Annotated in this window: 21 protein-coding genes; 6 read left to right on the top strand and 15 right to left on the bottom strand. The window is 74.3% G+C overall.

Annotated features, from left to right (window positions below; translation table 11 throughout):
- Positions 1-96: 96 nt before the first annotated feature.
- The 3 genes from IE305_RS23340 to IE305_RS23330 all read right to left on the bottom strand — a co-directional run bounded on the left by IE305_RS23340 (position 97) and on the right by IE305_RS23330 (position 2,566).
- On the bottom strand, positions 97-717 hold the full coding sequence (locus IE305_RS23340; protein ID WP_229891401.1) for a hypothetical protein: 621 nt from the start codon (positions 715-717) through the stop codon (positions 97-99).
- Between the two features lie 195 nt (positions 718-912).
- The gene (locus IE305_RS23335) at positions 913-1,446 is read right to left on the bottom strand and encodes a DUF1360 domain-containing protein (RefSeq protein WP_229891399.1); all 534 of its coding nucleotides are present in this window, start codon (positions 1,444-1,446) and stop codon (positions 913-915) included.
- Between the two features lie 73 nt (positions 1,447-1,519).
- Positions 1,520-2,566: an ABC transporter permease gene (locus IE305_RS23330; protein ID WP_190131638.1), complete on the bottom strand. Its 1,047-nt coding sequence runs from the start codon at positions 2,564-2,566 to the stop codon at positions 1,520-1,522.
- Between the two features lie 194 nt (positions 2,567-2,760).
- On the opposite strand from IE305_RS23330, the gene IE305_RS23325 reads away from it, so the two are divergent.
- Positions 2,761-5,508 carry a SpoIIE family protein phosphatase gene (locus IE305_RS23325; protein WP_373311726.1) on the top strand — a complete coding sequence of 916 codons (2,748 nt, stop codon included), beginning with the start codon at positions 2,761-2,763 and terminating at the stop codon, positions 5,506-5,508.
- Between the two features lie 12 nt (positions 5,509-5,520).
- Here the strand turns inward: IE305_RS23325 and IE305_RS23320 are convergent, their stop codons facing one another.
- Both IE305_RS23320 and IE305_RS23315 read right to left on the bottom strand, forming a co-directional pair.
- Complete coding sequence (locus IE305_RS23320; RefSeq protein WP_190131637.1) at positions 5,521-5,922, bottom strand: hypothetical protein; 402 nt, start codon at positions 5,920-5,922, stop codon at positions 5,521-5,523.
- 115 nt (positions 5,923-6,037) lie between these two features.
- Entirely contained in the window at positions 6,038-7,390 is a 1,353-nt protein-coding gene (locus IE305_RS23315; RefSeq protein WP_190131636.1) for a cytochrome P450, read from the bottom strand.
- Positions 7,391-7,655: 265 nt separating this feature from the next.
- On the opposite strand from IE305_RS23315, the gene IE305_RS23310 reads away from it, so the two are divergent.
- Positions 7,656-9,896: a HelD family protein gene (locus tag IE305_RS23310; protein ID WP_190131635.1), complete on the top strand. Its 2,241-nt coding sequence runs from the start codon at positions 7,656-7,658 to the stop codon at positions 9,894-9,896.
- 24 nt (positions 9,897-9,920) lie between these two features.
- On the opposite strand, the gene IE305_RS23305 is transcribed toward IE305_RS23310, so the two are convergent.
- From IE305_RS23305 to IE305_RS23270, 9 genes are all read right to left on the bottom strand, one after another.
- Positions 9,921-10,187: a gas vesicle protein K gene (locus IE305_RS23305; RefSeq protein WP_190131634.1), complete on the bottom strand. Its 267-nt coding sequence runs from the start codon at positions 10,185-10,187 to the stop codon at positions 9,921-9,923.
- Positions 10,184-10,387, bottom strand: a complete 204-nt coding sequence (locus IE305_RS33160; RefSeq protein ID WP_229891397.1) for a gas vesicle protein — start codon at positions 10,385-10,387, stop codon at positions 10,184-10,186. The genes IE305_RS23305 and IE305_RS33160 overlap by 4 nt, the downstream gene beginning before the upstream one ends.
- Positions 10,384-11,178, bottom strand: coding sequence for a GvpL/GvpF family gas vesicle protein (locus IE305_RS33155; RefSeq protein WP_229891395.1), 795 nt, complete (start codon positions 11,176-11,178; stop codon positions 10,384-10,386). The genes IE305_RS33160 and IE305_RS33155 overlap by 4 nt, the downstream gene beginning before the upstream one ends.
- Positions 11,175-11,519 carry a gas vesicle protein gene (locus IE305_RS23295; RefSeq protein WP_190131633.1) on the bottom strand — a complete coding sequence of 115 codons (345 nt, stop codon included), beginning with the start codon at positions 11,517-11,519 and terminating at the stop codon, positions 11,175-11,177. The genes IE305_RS33155 and IE305_RS23295 overlap by 4 nt, the downstream gene beginning before the upstream one ends.
- Positions 11,516-11,734, bottom strand: a complete 219-nt coding sequence (locus IE305_RS23290) for a gas vesicle protein GvpG (protein WP_190131632.1) — start codon at positions 11,732-11,734, stop codon at positions 11,516-11,518. The genes IE305_RS23295 and IE305_RS23290 overlap by 4 nt, the downstream gene beginning before the upstream one ends.
- Positions 11,731-12,444, bottom strand: coding sequence for a GvpL/GvpF family gas vesicle protein (locus tag IE305_RS23285; RefSeq protein ID WP_190131631.1), 714 nt, complete (start codon positions 12,442-12,444; stop codon positions 11,731-11,733). The genes IE305_RS23290 and IE305_RS23285 overlap by 4 nt, the downstream gene beginning before the upstream one ends.
- A complete protein-coding gene (locus IE305_RS23280) occupies positions 12,441-12,854 on the bottom strand; it encodes a gas vesicle structural protein GvpA (protein ID WP_190131630.1) in 414 nt (137 codons plus the stop codon). Before IE305_RS23280 ends, IE305_RS23285 begins: the two co-directional genes overlap by 4 nt.
- Positions 12,855-12,926: 72 nt before the next feature.
- Positions 12,927-13,232 carry a gas vesicle protein GvpO gene (gvpO, locus tag IE305_RS23275; protein WP_190131629.1) on the bottom strand — a complete coding sequence of 102 codons (306 nt, stop codon included), beginning with the start codon at positions 13,230-13,232 and terminating at the stop codon, positions 12,927-12,929.
- 108 nt (positions 13,233-13,340) lie between these two features.
- On the bottom strand, positions 13,341-14,516 hold the full coding sequence (locus tag IE305_RS23270; protein ID WP_190131628.1) for a L,D-transpeptidase family protein: 1,176 nt from the start codon (positions 14,514-14,516) through the stop codon (positions 13,341-13,343).
- Between the two features lie 426 nt (positions 14,517-14,942).
- Between IE305_RS23270 and IE305_RS23265 the strand changes: the two genes are divergently transcribed.
- The 4 genes from IE305_RS23265 (at position 14,943) to IE305_RS23250 (ending at position 17,468) form a co-directional block, all read left to right on the top strand.
- Positions 14,943-15,113, top strand: coding sequence for a hydrophobic protein (locus IE305_RS23265; protein ID WP_190131678.1), 171 nt, complete (start codon positions 14,943-14,945; stop codon positions 15,111-15,113).
- 167 nt (positions 15,114-15,280) lie between these two features.
- Entirely contained in the window at positions 15,281-16,174 is an 894-nt protein-coding gene (locus tag IE305_RS23260) for an RNA polymerase sigma factor SigF (RefSeq protein ID WP_190131627.1), read from the top strand.
- Positions 16,171-16,503, top strand: a complete 333-nt coding sequence (locus IE305_RS23255; protein ID WP_190131626.1) for an STAS domain-containing protein — start codon at positions 16,171-16,173, stop codon at positions 16,501-16,503. The genes IE305_RS23260 and IE305_RS23255 overlap by 4 nt, the downstream gene beginning before the upstream one ends.
- Positions 16,500-17,468, top strand: coding sequence for an anti-sigma factor RsbA family regulatory protein (locus IE305_RS23250; RefSeq protein ID WP_190131625.1), 969 nt, complete (start codon positions 16,500-16,502; stop codon positions 17,466-17,468). The genes IE305_RS23255 and IE305_RS23250 overlap by 4 nt, the downstream gene beginning before the upstream one ends.
- Positions 17,469-17,519: 51 nt before the next feature.
- Here the strand turns inward: IE305_RS23250 and IE305_RS23245 are convergent, their stop codons facing one another.
- Positions 17,520-18,998: an MFS transporter gene (locus tag IE305_RS23245; protein ID WP_190131624.1), complete on the bottom strand. Its 1,479-nt coding sequence runs from the start codon at positions 18,996-18,998 to the stop codon at positions 17,520-17,522.
- Positions 18,999-19,217: the final 219 nt, after the last annotated feature.

Here is a 19,217-nt window from a genome sequence, read left to right as displayed (position 1 = left end):
ACCACAACCGGGTCTTGAAGGCCGACGTCACGCGAACCCCCGAATTCGCCAACAGCGTCCCCATGGCTCCGGGGGCCTTCCGCGTGCCCGCCGCGGTTACCGCTGACTGTTGCGGAAACCGATGATCACCGCGCCCCACCAGCAGATCTGCGAGACCAGCGCGGTACCGGTCGCCCAGACCAGGAAGCCCCGCCCCGGCTCCTCGCCCGGCCGGCGGCCGGCCGCGCGCCGGTTCAGCAGACCGGCCTGCAGCCCGTTGAGGGAGAGCATCAGCACCATCACCAGCTTCACCCGGGTGGGCAGCGAGGAGGTGTTCGGGTGCAGGAACACGCCGCTGCCCACCAGGCCCGCCAGGCCCGCCCAGATGGGCAGGTGCAGCCGGTTCGCGCCGCCCATGGCGTCCGCCAGCGACATCCGGCCGGTGAGCCACAGCAGGCCGTAGTAGTCGGCGACGAGCACCGCGCCGAAGCCCAGCACCAGGGCGGCCAGGTGAACGAAGAGCGCCACCGAGTGCAGCGAGGCGTCGGCCTGCACGTGCACGGACAGCCAGACGGCGGCCAGCCAGCCCGCGCCGATGGCCAGGGCGGCTCCGCCCACCGTCCACCACGAGTCGTACAGCCCCACGGGCCGGGCGTGCCGGGCGGTGCCGGACGACGGGACGGGGACGGGGCGGGTGAGGACGGACAACGGGGGTTTCTGGTGGGACACGGCGGACACGGGCTTCTCCCAACGCGGATCATGGTGAGGCGGGGAATGCCTCATTACGCGGTGAGTGGTCACTATTGGCGGGCGAAGTGGCTGATCACCACTTCCGGGGGCCGTTGTGACCGGCTCGTTGCCGTGCCGATACCGCTCGTCGCATCGAGGTGAGGTCCGTCTCGTGACCCCCGCCTCATTCCGGGGGCCCGCGCCTCACTCCGCGGCCTGCTGCAGGCGGGCGTAGCCGAAGTGCAGCACGTCGGCCGCGGCCACGGCCGTCAGGCCCGCCGTGGCCCAGCGCGTGGCGCGGGGGCACAGCGCCAGGCCCGCCACGCCCGCGGTGGCCGTCCACTGCGCCATGCACAGCGGGCAGGACAGCAGCTCGCCGACCGCGTGCCGCACCGGGCCGGGGCGCGGCGCCTCGGTGACCTCGCCCGGCCCGGCCGTGCCCCGGTACGTGGTGAAGGGGGCGCGCAGGGGCGAGGTGACGGCATCCTTGGCGAGGGTGCGGCTGGACTGGAACGCCGCCACGGCCACCAGGGCCAGATCACCGGCGGCCGGCCGCGCGCCGGGGCTGCCCCACCGCCGTACCGCGCAGGCCAGGCCCGCGGCGAAGGCGGAGTAGGCGCCGAGCAGGAGGACGTACCCGGCCAGCGGGCGCTCGCCGCCGGCCTCGTCGGCCCCTTCCTCGTAGCCGGCGCGCACCCGGGTCCACCAGGCACGTCCGGGACGGTTCGCGCGGCTCACGCTGCCCTCCTGGTCCTCGGCGGCGGGACGTACGGCCCCTCGGGTACCCGGTGCCGGCGGCACCACACGCGGGTCAGGCGCCCGGGACGGCGGCCTGCTGCTTCTCGCGGCCGCCGGGGTGGCGGTGGCGCCAGGACCAGAAGACGACGGCGGACACCCCCGCCCAGACGGCGAGCACGACGAACGGGAAGGCGTGCTGGTGGCCGCGGAAGTAGACGGCGGTGTGCTGGGCGTTCACGGAGGCGCCCGGCGGCAGCCAGCGGCCGACGGACCCCAGCAGGGAGGGCAGCAGCGGCCAGGACACCGCGCCGCCCGAGGAGGGGTTGCCCAGCAGCACCATCACGCCCCAGGTCGGCAGGATGGCCCAGCGCCCGACCAGGGTGTTGAAGGCGGTGAAGACCATGCCGGAGGTGAACATGGTCAGGGCCAGGATCAGCCACGACTCCACGAACGGCAGGTGCAGCGCGCCCAGCCCCCAGTCGACGACGGCGGCGATGGTGAAGCCGCCGAGGAGGGCGTAGCCGGCGGTGAAGGCGATGCGCTCGCCGGGTTCGAGTTCGCGGGCGTGGACGCCCAGCTGGATGGCGCCGACGAAGCCGACGATGACGGCGGCGAGGGAGATGTAGAAGAGGGCCAGGCCCCGCGGGTCGCCGGACTGCATGGGGTTGATGTCACGGACGGCGACGGGCGTGCCGATGGCCTGCCCGACCCGGGGCGCGGTCTCGGCGAGCAGCTGGGCGACGGTGGCGCCGGACGCGCCGGAGACGTCGAGCCCGGCGCTGCCGGGGCGGCTGCGGAGGACGGCGTAGACGCGCTGCTCGGCGACGGCGTCGCGGGCCGCGGCGTACGTGGCGTAGTGCCGCAGGCGGAGCTCCGCGTGCAGGGCGTGCTCCATGCCCTGCACGAAGCGGTCGTGGGTGGCCTCGGACGGGGGGACGCCGGTGACGGCGATGGGGATGCGGTGCGGGGTGGGGTTGGCCATGGCGTACGTGTAGGAGCCGGCGAAGAGGCCGGCCGCGCAGGCCAGGATGAGGAGGAGGACGGTGGCGGGGAAGAACGGGGAGTGCCGGAAGGCCCGCAGGCGCGCTCCGGCGGTCGTGTCCCCGGCGTGGTCGCCCATGGCGCCACCATAGGCGCGGGGGCCGCCGGGCCGCGACGCGGAGGGGTGCGGCCGGGTGCTGCCCCGGGGGTGGCCGGAGGTGACGGCGGGGCCGGTGGAAACGGCCGTGACCGGCGGGCGGAGGGTCAGATTCCGGGGGGCGGCGGCGGTCCACCGGTTCGCGTCCGCGTCAAGGGCACGGTAGACATAGGGGTATGGCCCGAATCCGGGGCCGCTCCTGGGGTCCCCCGGGCCGCTGGTTCGCCGGTCGGCGTCCGGACAGCCGGCGGGAGCGGCGAGAGGCGCGCCCGGCTTCCGGCGTGCCCGCCGGGCGGCGTTGGCGGTCGGTCACGAGCTCCCGCAGCGTCGCCGGCCAGATGTTCGTGCTCCAGGTGCTGCTGGTGCTGCTGCTCGTCGTGGCAGCGGTGGTGACGCTGCTGCTCCAGGCGCGCAGCGACCGGTTCCAGGCGGCGCGCGACCGCTCGCTGGCCGCCGCGGAGGGCTTCGCGCACGGCCCCGGCCTGCCGGAGACCCTGCGCGGGCCGGACCCGGCGGCGGTGCTCCAGCCGCTGGCGGAGTCGGCGCGCCGGCAGGGCGGCGTGGACTTCATCGTCGTGATGAACCGGGACGGCATCCGCTACTCGCACCCCGACCCGAGCCAGATCGGGCACCACTTCGTCGGCACCATCGCCCCGTCCCTGGCCGGGCACGTCACGGTCGAGGAGGTCAACGGCCCGCTCGGCAAGGAACTCCAGGTGGTGGTGCCCGTCACCGACCGGGGCCGGGTGGTGGGCATGGTGGCCTCCGGCCTGAAGGTCAGCAGCGTCAGCAGCGCCGTCGACCAGCAGCTGCCGGTCGTCGTGGGCGCCGGCGCCGCGGCACTGGCCCTGGCCACCGCGGGGGCCGGGCTGCTCAGCCGGCGGCTGCGGCGCCAGACGCACGGCCTGGGCCCGGCCGAGATGACCCAGATGTACGAACACCACGACGCGGTGCTGCACGCCGTGCGCGAGGGCGTGGTCATCGTCTCCGGCGACGGGCGGGTCGTCCTGGCCAACGACGAGGCGCGGCGGCTGCTGGACCTGGCGCCGGACGCCGAGGGCCGGCCGGTGGACGCGCTGGGCCTGGACCCCCGGATGGCCGAGCTGCTGTGCTCGGGGCGGGTGGTGACGGACGAGGTGCTGCCGGTCGGCGAGCGGCTGCTGGCGGTCAACAACCGGCCGACCGACCGGCGCGGCGGCCCGCCGGGCAGCGTGGCCACGCTCCGCGACTCCACCGAGCTGCGCGCGCTGGCCGGCCGGGCCGAGGTGGCGCGCGGCCGGCTGCGGCTGCTGTACGAGGCCAGCGTCACCATCGGCACCACCCTGGACGTGCGGCGCACGGCCGAGGAGCTCACCGAGGTCTCGGTGCCCGGGTTCACCGAGTACGCCACCGTGGACCTCGCCGAGCCGGTGCTGCGGGGCGAGGAACCGAGCACGACGGTGGGCAGCGAGGCGCCGGAGCTGCGCCGGGTGGCGCTCACCGGGCTGCGGGACGACCACCCGCTGTACCGGGCGGGCGAGGTGCACCGGTTCGCCTCGCCCACCCCGCAGGCCACCGGCTTCGTCAGCGGCGAGGCCCAGCTGGTGCCGGACCTGGCGGCCTCGGCGGGCTGGCGCACCCAGGACCCGGAGCGCACGCAGGAGATCATCGACTACGGTTTCCGGTCGATGATCACCGTGCCGCTGAAGGCGCGCGGGGTGCTGATGGGGATCGCCAACTTCTGGCGGACGCAGGACAGCGAGCCGTTCGAGGAGGACGACCTGTCGCTGGCCGAGGAACTGTCGGCGCGGGCCGCGGTCTGCATCGACAACGCCCGCCGCTACACGCGCGAGCACGCCATGGCCGTCACGCTCCAGCACAGCCTGCTGCCGCGCGGCCTGCCCGAGCAGGAGGCGCTGGACCTGGCCTACCGCTATCTGCCGGCGCAGGCCGGGGTGGGCGGCGACTGGTTCGACGTGATCCCGCTGCCGGGCGCGCGGGTGGCGCTGGTGGTCGGCGACGTGGTGGGGCACGGGCTGCACGCGGCGGCGACCATGGGCCGGCTGCGCACCGCCGTGCAGAACTTCTCGTCGCTGGACCTGCCGCCCGACGAGCTGCTGGGCCATCTGGACGAACTGGTGGGCCGCATCGACATGGAGTCGGAGGAGGAGGCGTCGGTGGCGGGCGCCACCTGCCTGTACGCCATCTACGACCCGGTGACCGGCACGTGCAGCATGGCGCGGGCCGGTCATCTGCTGCCCGCGCTGGTGTCCCCGGACGGCGCCGTGGAGTTCCCGGAGCTGCCGCCGGGGCCGCCGCTGGGCCTGGGCGGCCTGCCGTTCGAGGCCGCGGAGCTGCGGGTGCCGCCGGGCAGCAGCCTGGTGCTGTACACCGACGGGCTGGTGGAGGACCGCACCCGCGACGTCGACGCCGGCCTGGCGATCCTGGCCGACACGCTGGGGCACCCGGACCGCACGCCGCAGCAGACGTGCGAGGCGGTGCTGGGGGCGCTGCTGCCCCCGCGGCAGACCGATGACATCGCGCTGCTGGTGGCCCGCACCCGGGTGCTGGACAGCGACCGGATCGCCACCTGGGAGCTGCCCTCGGACCCGGCGGTGGTGGCGCGGGCGCGCTCGGAGGTGACGCGGCAGCTGACGGAGTGGGGCCTGGAGGAGACGGTGTTCACCACCGAGCTGATCCTCAGTGAGCTCATCACCAACGCGATCCGGCACGCCTCGGGCCCCATCGGGGTGCGGCTGCTCCGCGGCCGGGCGCTGATCTGCGAGGTCTCCGACACCAGCAGCACCTCGCCGCACCTGCGGTACGCCGCCGCGGAGGACGAGGGCGGGCGCGGCCTGTTCCTGGTGGCACAGCTGGCCGAGCGCTGGGGCACCCGCTACACGGCGGGGGGCAAGGTGATCTGGGCCGAGCAGCCGCTGATGTGACGGCCCGCCGGGTCAGCCGTGCAGCCGTACGCAGGCCCGCCCGTGCGGGTACTGCTTCTCCTCCTGGCGGTCGTTCTTGAGGTGTTCCCACCCCTCGGCGCAGATCACCGAGCCGGCCGGGACGACCCGGCCCAGGGCGACGGTGTAGCGCTGCCGGTGGCGCCAGTGCTGGACGGCGCTGGTGGTGTTCAGGCCGGCGCCGGAGAGCCGGAAGTGGCCGAAGAAGTCGCCGTCGGGCGCCGGGGAGACGTTGACCCGCAGCACGTACCGGCCGCTGCCCTCGACCTGCACACAGGTCGCCCCGCCGCAGGCCGCGGCGTCGGCCCGGGCGCCCGGCCCGGCGACCAGCGCGAGCGCGGCGGCCCCGGCCAGGGGGAGGAGGGTGCGGAGTGCCGTACGGGCGGAACGCTTCATGCCACCGGTCCTTCTGCGTGGGGGTTTCCGCCGAGCCTGCCAGGCGGCGGACGGCCGGCCGGTGCGTACGCGCGCGCATCGCCCGATCGGGCGCAGGAGGTGCCGTGTGTGTCCGTCACGCCGTGCGGGCGGTCACCCGCAGGCGCAGGCCCTGGGGGGCGAGCACCAGGGCGGGGCGGGCCGGGCGCAGGCCGGGCAGCGGCTCGAAGTGCCAGCGTGCGGCCAGCGTGGCGAGGGCGAGGGTGACTTCCAGGAGGGCGAAGGCCGTGCCGACGCACAGCCGGGCGCCGCCGCCGAAGGGGACGAGGCCGGCATGGGCCGGGGCGTGGCCGGGCTCGGCGTCCCACCGGCCGGGGTCGAAGCGCTCGGGTGCCGGGAACGTGTCGGCGCGGTGGTGCAGCAGGTAGGGGCTGTAGACGACGGTGGTGCCGGCGGGCAGGAGGTGGCCGCCCAGCAGGGTGTCGGTGGTGACGGTGCGGGTGAGCACCCACACCGGCGGGTACAGCCGCAGGGTCTCGGCGACGACACGGGAGGTGTACCGCAGGGCGGGGAGGTCCTCGGGGCGGGCGACGGTCCCGCCGGGCAGGACCTGGCCGGCCTCGGCGGCCAGCCGGGCGGACGCCGCGGGGTGACGGGTCAGCAGGTGCAGGGCCCAGGCCAGGGTGGCGGCGGTGCTCTCCATGCCCCCGAAGTAGAACGTCATCACCTGGTCGGTGATCTCCTCGTCCGTGAGGCGGGGGCCGTCCGGCCCGTCGTCCGTGGTGAGCAGGAGGGAGAGCAGGTCGCCGTGGTCGGTGCCGTCGGCCCGGCGGTCGGCGACGAGCCGGCCGACGGTGCGGCGGAGCCGGGTGCGGGCGCGGTCGTGGCGGCGGTTGCCGGGGGTGGGCAGCCGGCGGGCGCCCGGTGGCAGGAGCATCCGCCGGGCGATGCCCCGCTGGATCACCTCGAAGTCCTCCAGTACGGCGGTGACCTGCTCGTCGGCGGTGAGGGCGGCACCGAACAAGGTGGCGACGACCACGCGCGCGGAGAGCTTCTGGGTCTCGGCGAGCACGTCGATGATTGCGCCGTTCCGCCAGCGGCCGGTGACGGCGTCGATCTGGTCGGCCATGACGTGCCCGTAGCCGGGCAGGCGGGCGGCGTGGAACGCCGGCTGGACGAGGCGCCGCTGGCGGCGGTGGGCGGCGTGCGGGCAGGTGCCCAGGCCGTTGCCGAAGACCTCGCGCCCCCGGTCGTACATGGCCCCGCCCTTGTCGAAGGTGCGGTCGTCGAGAAGGACCTGCCGGGTGAGGCCGGGGTCGCAGACGACGACCGCCTCCCAGGGTCCGGTGCGGACGCGGACCAGGCCGCCGCCGGGCAGGGAGCGGAGGAAGCGCAGCGGGTCGCGGAGGAGGAGGTGGACGTGGCCGAGCAGCGGTATCGCGCCGGGTGCCGGTGGCACGGCCCCGGGAAGGGGCGTGGCTTCGCTCATCCCGTCCAGCTCAGCCCACGCCGGCGCGGCGGGGCAAGGCCCGGTGCGGGGCGCACCGGGTCGTGGGGGTGCGCTCGGTTCCGCGGGCCGCGCAAAGGCGGTGGGGAAAAGGGAAACGCCCCGGCCGTCTTGACGGCCGGGGCATTTCTCCGCGTATAGTGAACGTTTCCATGCCTCGTCAGTTTTCGGGCATGGAAGAGCGTTACAGGTACATCATAACCGGGTGGGAGCTGCGTTGTCAAACGAAGGATCGGCACACGAGGAAGTGCGTCACGAGCAGGAATTCACCGATCTGCTCCACGAACGCCTCGGCGAGCTGCGGGCGCAGGCCGAGGCCGCGGTCCGCGAGGCGCTGGCGCGGGGCGGCAGCGGTTTCCAGGCCCGGCTGGAGCGCGACGTGCTGGTGGCCGAGCGGTCGGGGCTGCTCGCCGCCTTCGACTCCGGCGAGCACGGACTGTGCTTCGGCCGGCTGCTGTTCCGGGACGGCCGGGACCACCACATCGGGCGCATCGGCCTGCGGCGGGACGACGAGGCGCGGACGCCGCTGGTCGTCGACTGGCGCGCCGAGGTCGCCCGCCCCTTCTACCTCGCCACCGGGCACGCCCCGATGGGGCTGCGCCGCCGGCGCCACATCAGCACCGAGGGGCGCCGCGTCACCGCGCTGCACGACGAGCTCCTCGACCTCGCCGACGCCGAGCGCACCGGGCACGAGGGGGCCGACGCCGACGCGGTGCTGCTGGCCGCGCTCGACGCGGCGCGCACCGGCCGGATGCACGACATCGTGCAGACCATCCAGGCCGAGCAGGACCGCATCATCCGCGCGCCGCAGCGCGGCGTCCTGGTCGTGGAGGGCGGCCCGGGCACCGGCAAGACGGCGGTCGCCCTGCACCGCGCGGCCTACCTGCTCTACGCCCACCGCGAGCAGCTGGCCAAGCGCGCGGTGCTGATCGTCGGCCCGAACCCGGCCTTCCTCGGCTACATCGGCGAGGTGCTGCCCGCCCTCGGCGAGACGGGTGTGCTCCTGGCGACGCCGGGCGAGCTGTTCCCCGGGGTGCGCGCCACCGGCACCGACTCCCCCGCGGCCGCCGCCGTCAAGGGAGACGCCGCGATGGCCGGTGCCCTGGCGCGGTACGTGGCGGACCGTCAGACCGTGCCCGGCCCGGCGCTGGTCATCGACCACGAGGACGGCGAACTGGTCCTGGACGCCGCGATCGCCGAGGACGCGCGCGCGTACGCGCGGGCCACGAAGCTGCCGCACAACCTGGCCCGTCCCGCCTTCGCCCTCCACGTCGTGGACGCGCTCACCGCGCAGCTGGCCGACCGGCTGGGCGCCGACCCCTTCGGCGGCCCCAATCTGCTGGGCCCCGACGACATCGCCCAGCTCGGCAAGGGCATCGCCCTCAGCCGGGAGGTGCACGCGGCGATCGAGGAGCTGTGGCCCGTCCTGACGCCGCAGCAGCTCGTGGCGGAGTTCCTCGCCGACCCCGTCCACCTGCCGGAGGAGGACGCCGCGGCGATCCGCCGCCGGGGCGGTGCGTGGACGCCCGCCGACGTGGCGCTGCTGGACGAGGCCGCCGAGCTGCTGGGCGAGGACGACGCGGCGGCCCGCGCGGCCGCGGAGGCCGAGCGCCGCGAGCGCGTCGCCTATGCGCAGGGCGTGCTCGACCTGTCGTACGGCTCGCGCACCCAGGAGTTCGAGGACCTCGACGACGAGGACGCGGAGGTGCTGGCCGCGCACGACCTCATCGACGCCGAGCGGCTGGCCGACCGGCACGAGGAGGCCGACCACCGCACCGCCGCCGAGCGCGCCGCCGCCGACCGCACCTGGGCGTTCGGCCACGTCATCGTGGACGAGGCGCAGGAACTGTCGGCGATGGCCTGGCGGATACTGATGCGGCGCTGCCCCACCCGGTCGATGACCCTGGTGGGCGACCCGGCGCAGACCGCGGAGCCGGGCGGCCTGGGCACGTGGGACGCGATCCTCGGCCCGTACGTCGGCGACCGCTTCGAGCACGTGCGGCTGGGCGTCAACTACCGTACGCCCGCGGAGATCATGGAGGTGGCCGCCGGGGTGGTACGGGCCGTGGAGCCGGGCTTCGAGCCGCCGCGCTCGGTGCGGGCCACGGGCGTACGGCCCTGGGCGCGGCACGCGGCGGACCTGCCGTCGGCGGTGGCGGCGGCCGTGGCGGCCGCGACGCCGGAGGTGGGCCGGCTCGCGGTGATCGCGCCGCGGCCACGGCTCGGCGCGCTGGCGGCGGCGCTGCCCGGGGCGTCGGCCGGGCCGGAGCCGGACCTCACCCGCCCGGTGGTGCTGCTGGATCCCCGCCAGGCCAAGGGCCTGGAGTTCGACACGGTGATCGTGGCGGAGCCGGGCGAGTTCGCGACCAGCGACCTGTACGTGGCGCTGACCCGGGCCACGCAGCGGCTGGGCGTGGTGCACACCGGGCCGCTGCCGGAGGGGCTGGGCGTCCTGGAGCAGGAGGCCGCGCCGGCGGCCGTCGCCTGAGCCGCGTCACAGCGGTCACAGCCGTCACAGGAGGGTGCCGAGGGGGCCGAGGTCGAGGTTGAGGTCCTCGGGGTCGATGCCGTAGCGCGCGCACAGCTCGTCCATGCGGCGGGCGAGGAGCATCAGCGTCAGGCCGATGCGCTCCTCCTCGTCCTCGGTGAGGTCGCCCTGGTCGACGCGGCGCAGCGCCTGGCGTTCCATCAGCTGCCGCAGCAGTTCGACGACGGTGAGGACGAGGCGGACCAGGTCGCGTTCGACGGTGTCCTGGTCGAGTTCCAGGCGGCGGGTCACGGCGGGAGCTCCTTCCCCGGTGCGGCCGGCAGGGTGGCGGCGACCGCGCCGACGAGCAGGCGGAGGTCGACGCGGACGAGGTCGACGCCGGCGATGCTCAGGGTGAGGTCGCCGGCGACGACGACGCCGCCGGCCAGCAGCCGGTCGAGGAGGTCGACCAGGGCGATCCGCCCGGCGGGCGGTACGGGGTCGGGGGTCACGGCGGGGCGGGGGTGACGAAGGAGTAGGGGGCCCAGGGTCCGGTGAGCTCGACGCCGACGCCGTCGGCGGGGGCCGCCTCGGCCAGCCGGGCGACGGCATCGGTGAAGCGCGGGCCCTGCTCGCGGGGCACCAGGTAGGCGGCGTTGAGGACGTTGCGGCCGGGCTGGCGGGAGAGCCGGGGGTTCTGCGGCGGGTAGAGCCGGGTGTCCTCGGCGAGGGTGGCGAGCGTGGCGTGCAGGGTGCGTGCGGCCTCGTCCACGCGCTGTTCCTCCTCGCGCCGGGTGGTGCGTTCGGCGGCGCGCCGCCGCAGGTAGTCGCGGCCGGACCGGACGGGTGCGGGCGGGGCGCCGGCGGAGGGGCCGGCGGGCGCGGCGCGGGGCGGGAGGGTGTAGACCTTCACGCCCCATTCGCAGCGGCCGTCGAGCCGGCCGAGGGCGGCGCGCAGGTGCTGCCCGCGCTCGGTCAGCATGCGGCGCAGCCCGTCCTCGTCGCGGTAGACCGTGGCCAGCCGCAGCGGCAGGACGCAGGGGGCGGCGGCGGCCGCGGCGTCCACGACTCTCTGGTGGGCGCGGGCGGTCCGTTCCAGCCAGCCGAGGTCCTCCAGGGAGGCGCGCAGGGCCGCCTCGTCGAAGCCGGCCGCGGGCACGGGCCCGGCCAGGGCGGCCAGGCCGGCCTGGCGGACGGCGCGCACGGGCTCGCCGGCGACGCCGGTGACGGTCTCCAGGGCCTCGCCCAGGTCTCCGGCGTCCTGGGTGACGGCGTAGGCGTAGAGCAGTTCGGTGGTGTTCACCGGGTCTCCTTCCCCGGCTCCTGGTCCTCGGGTGGGGCGTGCCGGGCTCCGGCGTTCTCGAGTTCGGCCAGGCGCGCCTGGAGCCGTGCGTTCTCGGCGCCCAGCTCGCGGGTGCGGGCGCGGGAGGAGAGGGCCGGGTCGCTCTCCCACCAGTCGATGCCCATCTCCTTGGCCTTGTCGACGGAGGCGACGACCAGCCGCAGTTTGATGGTGAGGAGTTCGATGTCGAGCAGTTCGACGCGGATGTCCCCGGCGATGACGACGCCCTTGTCGAGCACCCGCTCCAGGATGTCCGCGAGGTTGGCGCCGCCGCCCGGGGCCGGTGTGAGGGGTGCGTTCATGCGGTGCCGTCCCTTTCGGCGGTCCGTCGGCTCATCTCCTCCAGCCGGTCGAGGAGGGCGTCCTCGCGGCGCGAGAACTCCTCCTCCCCGATGCGGCCGGCCGTGAGGTCCTCCTCCAGCGCCGCGAGCTCGGCCCGGACGACGGCGGGGTCGTAGTGGAGCCGTTCGGCCTCGGCGACCACGCGGCGCAGGACCCAGGCGACGAAGCCGATCATTCCGTGAAGCTGTACGGGGGCAGCGGTCCGTGGACGCGGAGGTCCAGTTGCGGGTGGTCGCGCTGGAGCCGGTCGGCCTCCTTCAGCAGGGCGCCGGCGGCCGGCTCCTTCAGGAGGAAGGAGTGGTTGAGGAACCAGCCGGTGCTCTCGGGGCCGGGCCGGTCCTCCTCGGCCAGCGGCGCCAGGGCGCCGCGGACCAGGTCCGCGTCCTGGACCTCGCGGTCGTGGACGGCACGGGCGACGAGTTCGCCGAAGCGGAGCCGCTGCTCGTAGCTGCCGCCGCCCTCGGCCCGGTTGGCCTCGGCGAGGGAGCGCAGTTCGGCGTTGCCGGCCAGGACGAGGTGCAGCACCGCGTCCTCGTGGTGCACGGCCTTGATGTTGTACTCGACGCGGCCGGCGAGCCGGTCGAGGCGCTCCTCGTAGTGGGCGGCGTGCTCGGCCAGCACGGCGGCGACGGCCTCGTCGTCCTCGGAGACGCTGCCGAACCGCATGGGGAGCACGGTGGTGCGCCGGCCGGCCTCGGTGAGGACGCGCTGGTGGGCGAGGAGGTCGCGGCGCTTGGGCCGGAGTTCTTCGGGGCAGTCGCTGACCACGGCCGCGAGTCCCGCGTGCCCGACGAGGCGGACGGGCCGGGGCGGGTCGCCGATGCCCGTGAGGTCCTCGGGGACGTCCGCGCCGGCGCGGGCGATGCCGTAGACGTAGGTGCTCACTCGCTCTCCTCCTTCTTGCGGGAGGCGGTGCCACGGCGTGCGGGGGCGCTGTCGCCGTCGCCCCGGACCTGCTGGAGGGCGTCCTTGACGCTCTGGGCGGCGCCCGACAGGGCGCCCTTGGTCTTGCCGCGGGCCCCGTCCTCGGTGATCTGGCCGACGATGTCGGGCAGGCCCGGGCTGCGGTGGGGACCGGCTTCCAGGTCGAGGCGGTTGCAGGCCTCGGCGAAACGCAGGTAGGTGTCGACGCTGGCGACCACGACACGTACGTCGATCTTCAGGATCTCGATGCCGACCAGGGAGACGCGGACGAACGCGTCGATCACCAGGCCGCGGTCGAGGACGAGTTCCAGGACGTCGTACAGGCCACTGGTACCGCCTGCACCCCCGCCCTGTGCGGGGACAACGCTCATCGGGGAGCTTCCTCTCCTCGCCGACGCGCCCGCCCTTCGTTGGGCGGGCCCGGCCCCGGGAGGGGCCGGGCCTCAGCGGGAGCCGGTCCGGCCGCGTTCGTAGCGGCGCAGCCGGCGGTAGCCGGTGAGCAGGCCGGTGGAGTCGAGGGTCACCTCGTAGAGCGCCATGACGCTCATGGTCTCGGGGACCCGGGAGAGCTCCACGACCTCGGCCTCCAGCACCCAGCCGCCGCCGTCGGTCCGCTCGAACCGGGAGATGCCCTCGGGCAGCAGGCCGGTGAGGTCCGCGAACTGGTCGCGGGCGGCCCGCAGGATCTCCGGTGCCGTGGGGCCGGGCTCGTCGGGTGTGTTCTCGGTATCGGACTTCTTGTCGGTCATCGGCCTCGCCCTGTTGTTCGGAGGGGCCTTTGCCTCAAGCGGATACCGCGCACGGGCGGCGGCAAACACACCGGTTGCCGGTCACATCGGTCGCACCGGCCCCGTGGGTCACTTCAGGGCACTGCGCTTCTGCCACTGCTCCCAGGTCTCCTGCCAGACCTCCAGGCCGTTGCCCACGTCGGTGACCTTGGTGCTGGCGCTGCCCTGCACCTCCACGGTGGAGCCGATCGGCAGGAAGTCGTAGACGCGCTTGGCGTCCGCGGTGGTCATGCCGAAGCAGCCGTGGCTGTTGTTGACCACGCCGATGGACTGGTTCCAGGGGGCGGAGTGCAGGAAGGTGCCGGAGGCGGTGAGGTGGGTGACCCACTGCGAGTCGAGCATCCACTCGTTGCCGTGGCCGATGGTGGCGGAGTCCATGGTCTCGGCGGCGTTCTTGCTGCGCACGGTGTGGATGCCGCCGCGGGTGGGGTCCTGCGGGGAGCCGGCGGAGCCCTTGACCGAGCCGACGGGCTTGCCGTTCTCGTACATGGTCAGGGTGTGGCCGGGCACGTCGATGACGGCCTTGCGGTCGGCGCCGATGTTGAAGGAGAAGGCGTAGTCGCGGGCGAACCAGCCGCCCGCGCCGGAGTCGAGGCCGGCCAGCGCGCCGTTGACGGAGACCTTGGTGCCGGCGGGCCAGAAGGACTTGGGCCGCCAGTCGATGCGGTCCTGGCCGGACCAGTCCTTCACCCAGCCCCAGGCGCCCTCCACGGCCGGCTGGGTGGTGACCTTCAGCGACTTCTCGATCTCGGCGCGCTTGTCCTTGTCGACGGGGTGGTCGAAGAGGATGGAGACCGGCATGCCGGTGCCCACGGTCTCGCCGTTGCCGGGCGTGTTGGTGAGCTTGTTGACCTTGGGGGCCTGCTGCGTGGTGAACGTGGTGGTGGCCGAGGACCGCTTGCCCTTGTCGGACGTGGCGCTGGTGCGGACCGTGTACGAGGCCTGGGGGCGGACCTTGCCCCGGGAGGTCCAGGAGGTGCCGTCGCCGGCCAGCTCGCCGGCCACGGCCTGTCCCTTGTCGTCCTTGACCTCGACGGCGGTGAGCTTGCCGCCCTCGGCCCGGACGGCTATCGGGGAGCCGAGCGGGGCCTCCTTGCCGGCTGCGGCGGGGCTGACGCTGATCTTCGTCTCCGGGCCCGCGGCCTCGGCGCCGGATCCCGGGCCGCCGGAGCAGGCGGCCAGGGCCAGGGAGCCGAGGAGGGTGGATATCAGCAGGACGGGACGACGGCCCGTTCCGGTGCGCACGCGAGCGACCTCCAGCAGAGAGAGAACGTGGCGGCCGCGGCCCGGTGCGGGCGGCGGCTCTTCCCAGCGGGGCTGGGGGCGGGCTCCGTGCCCCGCCACTCGTACAGATGATCCACATCCGCCCGCGGTTCCCGGTGAACGCGATGTTTGCCCGAGTAGGGGCGGCTGTGGCCGGTGCGCCCGCCGGGGTGAAGGCCACCCTTGGCGATGTTTGGCGCGATCTGTCCGTTTCAGTCTGCGAGAAGAGCGGGGGCGGGCACTATGACGCACACCACCCCACCTCGCATGTGCACGCTCCGTGCCCGCACGAACGCGCCTGGTGAGCCCCGGTGCGCCCCGGCGCCTTCGATCCGCGGGCCCCGGCGGGCGTTAAGAGGCCCGGGCAGGGCACACGAACGGGTGAAGACCGATCGGAGGTCGATGACGATGGTTCCCCTTCTTCTCGTTCTGCTTCTCGCGCTGATCCTGTTCGGCGCCGGTTTCGCCCTGAAGGTGCTGTGGTGGGTCGCGGTGATCGTGCTCGTGATCTGGCTGCTGGGATTCGTGATGCGCTCGACGGGGCCGAGCGGCGGACGCGGGCGCTGGTACCGCTGGTGATGCGGTACGCCACATCCCTGAGAGACGCCCTGACGGGCCGTCGGGTCCACGACCCGGCGGCCCGTCGCGCCGTTCACCTCCACCCGTCATCCCGTTCGCCTTCGGTGGAATGACATCGCGTCGGCCGGGCAGAAGCCGCAGTGACAGCCGAGCGAAGGAGGGTACGCGTGACCACGAGCAGCGCGGCGCTTCCGGCCGCCACGGCCGGGCGGACCGCCACGGAGGAGGAGACCGGTGAGTCCCTCGTGCGCGAACTGCCGCACGTCGAGGACGCGGGCAGTGTCGACCCGCAGGACGCCCGGTCCCTGACCAAGATCTTCCTGGATCGGCTCGGGGCCCTCGAGGAGGGCACCCACGAGTACCAGTACGTGCGCAACACGCTCATCGAGATGAACCTGTCCCTCGTCCGCTTCGTCGCCGGCCGCTTCCGGGCCCGCTCCGAGCAGATGGAGGACATCGTCCAGGTCGGCACGATCGGCCTGATCAAGGCGATCGACCGCTTCGACCTGACCCGCGAGGTGGAGTTCACCACCTTCGCCATCCCCTATGTGACCGGCGAGATCAAACGATTCTTCCGGGACACCAGCTGGGCCGTGCACGTACCGCGCCGGCTCCAGGAGCTCCGCGTCGAGCTGGCCAGGGCCACCGACGAGCTCTCCGGGCACCTCGGCCGCTCCCCCAGCGTCCGGGAGCTGGCCGAGGTGATGGACCTCTCCGAAGAGGAGATCATCGAGGCCCAGATCGCCAGCAACGGCTACCGCGCCAACTCCCTCGACGCGCCCGCCGACGAGTCCGACCGGCGCTCCGCCGGGACCCGGTCCTGGGCCGAACGCGTCGGCACCGTCGACGACAACCTGGAGAAGGTCGAGAACCTGCACGTCCTGGCCGAGGTGCTGCCCGGCCTCGACGAACGGACCCGCAGGATCCTGCGCATGCGGTTCGGCCAGGAGATGACCCAGGCACAGATCGGCGCCGAGCTGGGCATCTCCCAGATGCACGTCTCCCGGCTGCTGGCCCGTACCCTGGCCCGGCTGCGCGAGCACCTGCTCGCCGAGCGGTGACCTCCGCCCGCCCGGCGGCCGGCCTGGGTGTCAGCGCGCTCGCCGGGCGCCCGGGGCTCCGGCTGTGGGGCGAGATCGGCCTGCGGACCAGCCGGACGTGGGCGGGCGCCCTGGAATCACTGCCGGGGCTGGGGGGAAGCGCCCGCTGCGTCTATCTTGAGCTGTCCGGCGTCACGTTCGTCGACGTCGCCGGCGCCACGGCGCTGGCGCTCACGGCGCAGGGACTGGACGGCGGCCGGCGCATCATCGTGCACCGGCCGCCACCGTCGCTGTGCCGGACGCTCGAGATGTTCTGGTCCGACCTGGCGGGGATAGAGGTGACGGCGTGACCGAGGCGACGGCCGCGACGGGGGGGTTCTCGCACCCGGCGCTCTTCTATCGCGGCGCGGACGAGTACCTGGGCGCGACCACCTCCTTCGTACGCGCCGGGCTGGCCGCCGGGGAACCCGTCGCGGTGGCCGTGCCCGGGGAGAACCTCCGGCTGCTCCGCGCGGCCCTGGGCGAGGACGCCGACCGCGTGCACCTGGTCGACATGGCGGACGCCGGCCGCAACCCCGGCCGCATCATCCCCCGCATCCTGCGGGCCTTCGCCGACGCCCACACCGCCGGCGGCCGGCGCGCCCGCATCATCGGCGAGCCCGTGTGGGTGGGCCGCAGCGGCACCGAGTACCCGGCGTGCCTCCAGCACGAGGCGCTCATCAACCACGCCTTCGCCGGCCGCCCGGTCACCATCCTCTGCCCCTACGACGTCCGGCTGGCGCCCGCCGTCCTGGAGGACGCGCACGCCACCCACCCCGTCGTCGTACGGGACGGCACCGAGAAGCCCAGCCCCTCCTACGCCCCGGAGCAGGTCGTGGCCTCCTGCAACCTGCCCCTGGCCGACCCGCCCGGCCCGGACCCGGCGACCTTCGCCTTCGACGGGGACCTGCTGCCCGACGCCCGGCACTTCGCCCTGGAGCGGGCCCTGGCCCTGGGCCTGCCCGCCGGGCGCGGCGACGACCTGGCGCTGGCGGTCGCCGAGCTCACCACCAACAGCGTGGTGCACGGCGGCGGCAGCGGGACGCTGCGCCTGTGGCGGGAGGACGGGCACGTCGTGTGGGAGGTGCGGGACCGCGGCCACATCGGTGATCCGCTGGCGGGCCGCCGTCCGCCCCCGCCCGACCGGCCCGGCGGGCGGGGGCTGCTGCTGGTGCACTGCCTCAGCGACCTGGTGCGCACCCACACCCGGCCCGGGTCCACGGTCACCCGCTGCTACCTGGCTGTCGGGGAGGACGGGGGGAAGCTGCTCCCCTGACCACGGGGAGCAGCGGCGGCACCGGAAGGTGCCGCCGCCTTGGGGAACCGGCTAACCGGCCTGGTGCTTCGTGTGCTTGGGCAGGAAGAACATCAGGGCCCACATCAGGGTGAGGAGGCTGCCGGCCCACCACAGCACGGTGATGAACGCGTCGCGGTGGAGTCCGGCGTCGGGCGAACCGCCGGTGGTGGCGAAGAACACCAGGGCGGTCAGCGCGGTGCCGAGGGCGATGCCCAGGTGGATGGCGGTGTTGAACAGACCGGAGGCGGCTCCGGCGTTCTCGTGCGGGACGCGGGCCAGCGACAGGTCGGCGAGCGGGCCGCCGACCATGCCGAGGCCGAACCCGATCAGTACCACCGGAGCGGTCATCGCCGGCAGGGTCAGGCCTGCCTGACCTACGGCGGCCTGGAGTCCGTAGGCGGCCATCGAAGCGGCCGCGACGAGGGCTCCGGCCTGGGGAAGGCGGCGGGCGAAGCGCCCGCCGCTCTTCGCCGCGAGCGTCGCGCCGGCCAGCTCTCCGAGGGAGAGCAGCACGAAGGCCAGGGCCGCGTGGAAGGGGCTCATGCCCAGTCCTCGCTGGAGGTAGAGGGTCCAGGTCATGAAGAACAGCCCGCACAGCAGGCCGTGCATCAGCTGCGCGGCCGTGCCGCCGGAGAACTGCCTGCCCCGGAAGAGGGACAGGGGCACGAGCGGGGCGTTGTTCTGCTTGCGCTGCTGGTGACGCAGGAAGACGCCCAGCGCGAGCAGACCGGCGGCGAGCATGGCGAAGCACCACAGCGGCCAGTGATGGAGATGCCCCTCGCCGAGCGGGAAGACGATCAGGACGACGGCCAGTGCGGACAGCAGCATGCCGGTGAGGTCGAGCCGGTCGGCCTTCCTCACGGTCGACTCGGGGACGAACCGGCGACCCAGGAAGAGCACGGCGAGGCCGACGGGCACGTTGACCAGGAAGATCGGCCGCCAGGACAGCCCGAACAGATCGGCCTCGGTGAGCAGGCCGCCCATCATCGGGCCCAGGACGCTGGACAGGGACAGGACCGCCCCGTACAGACCGAACGCCCTGCTGCGGTCCTGTCCCTCGAAGGTGACGTGGAGGGTGGCCAGGACCTGCGGGATCATCAAGGCCACTGCGACGCCCTGGAGCATGCGGGCACCGACCAGCAGGCCCGGTCCGGTGGCCAGACCGCACAGCAGCGAGGCCGCGGTGAACACGACGGTGCCGACGAGGAGCATCCTTCGCCGGCCGTGGAGGTCGCCGAGGCGCCCGCCGGTGACCAGCCCGACGGCGACGGGCAGGGAATAGCCGGTGGTCAGCCATTGCACCGCGGCCGGTCCGGCGCCGGTCGACTCCTGGATCGCGGGCAGGGCGGTCAGGACGACCGACTGGTCGAGCAGGTCCATCAGCTCGGCGCCCAGCAGCACCAGGAGGGCGATCCAGGCCCCCAGAGCCGTCTTCGACGGTCCGGGTGCGGGGTGGGACGGGGGCCGGGTGGTGTGCTGTGGCTCGTTGTCGAGCGCGGGGGAAGGCACTGTGGGGCTCCTGATCCAAGGAATCGGGGAGCCCTGCCGTCAGCCGCGCCGGGGCCGGACAACACGAAACCCGGGGCAGTCGGCAGAGCTGCACCCGGAAAATGACAGGGAAATGCGGGGGTGGGTGACGCAACTCAGGCCAGCGCGACGTCCGCCCCCGGACACGTTCGAACGATCAGAACGTGGGGAACTGCGGACGGCTACTGGGCCTGGGAGATA

This window comes from Streptomyces mashuensis, from assembly GCF_014654785.1.
Classification (GTDB): domain Bacteria; phylum Actinomycetota; class Actinomycetes; order Streptomycetales; family Streptomycetaceae; genus Streptomyces; species Streptomyces mashuensis.
The sequence above is the reverse complement of the archived record's forward strand: the minus strand, read 5'-3'. Positions and strand labels throughout refer to the sequence as shown.

Coding starts and splice junctions, on each gene's coding strand:
- IE305_RS23330 (WP_190131638.1), bottom strand. CDS start 2,566: ATGGGCGACCACGCCGGGGACACGACCGCCGGAGCGCGCCTGCGGGCC.
- IE305_RS23325 (WP_373311726.1), top strand. CDS start 2,761: ATGGCCCGAATCCGGGGCCGCTCCTGGGGTCCCCCGGGCCGCTGGTTC.
- IE305_RS23320 (WP_190131637.1), bottom strand. CDS start 5,922: ATGAAGCGTTCCGCCCGTACGGCACTCCGCACCCTCCTCCCCCTGGCC.
- IE305_RS23315 (WP_190131636.1), bottom strand. CDS start 7,390: ATGAGCGAAGCCACGCCCCTTCCCGGGGCCGTGCCACCGGCACCCGGC.
- IE305_RS23295 (WP_190131633.1), bottom strand. CDS start 11,519: ATGAACGCACCCCTCACACCGGCCCCGGGCGGCGGCGCCAACCTCGCG.
- IE305_RS23290 (WP_190131632.1), bottom strand. CDS start 11,734: ATGATCGGCTTCGTCGCCTGGGTCCTGCGCCGCGTGGTCGCCGAGGCC.
- IE305_RS23280 (WP_190131630.1), bottom strand. CDS start 12,854: ATGAGCGTTGTCCCCGCACAGGGCGGGGGTGCAGGCGGTACCAGTGGC.
- gvpO (WP_190131629.1), bottom strand. CDS start 13,232: ATGACCGACAAGAAGTCCGATACCGAGAACACACCCGACGAGCCCGGC.
- IE305_RS23265 (WP_190131678.1), top strand. CDS start 14,943: ATGGTTCCCCTTCTTCTCGTTCTGCTTCTCGCGCTGATCCTGTTCGGC.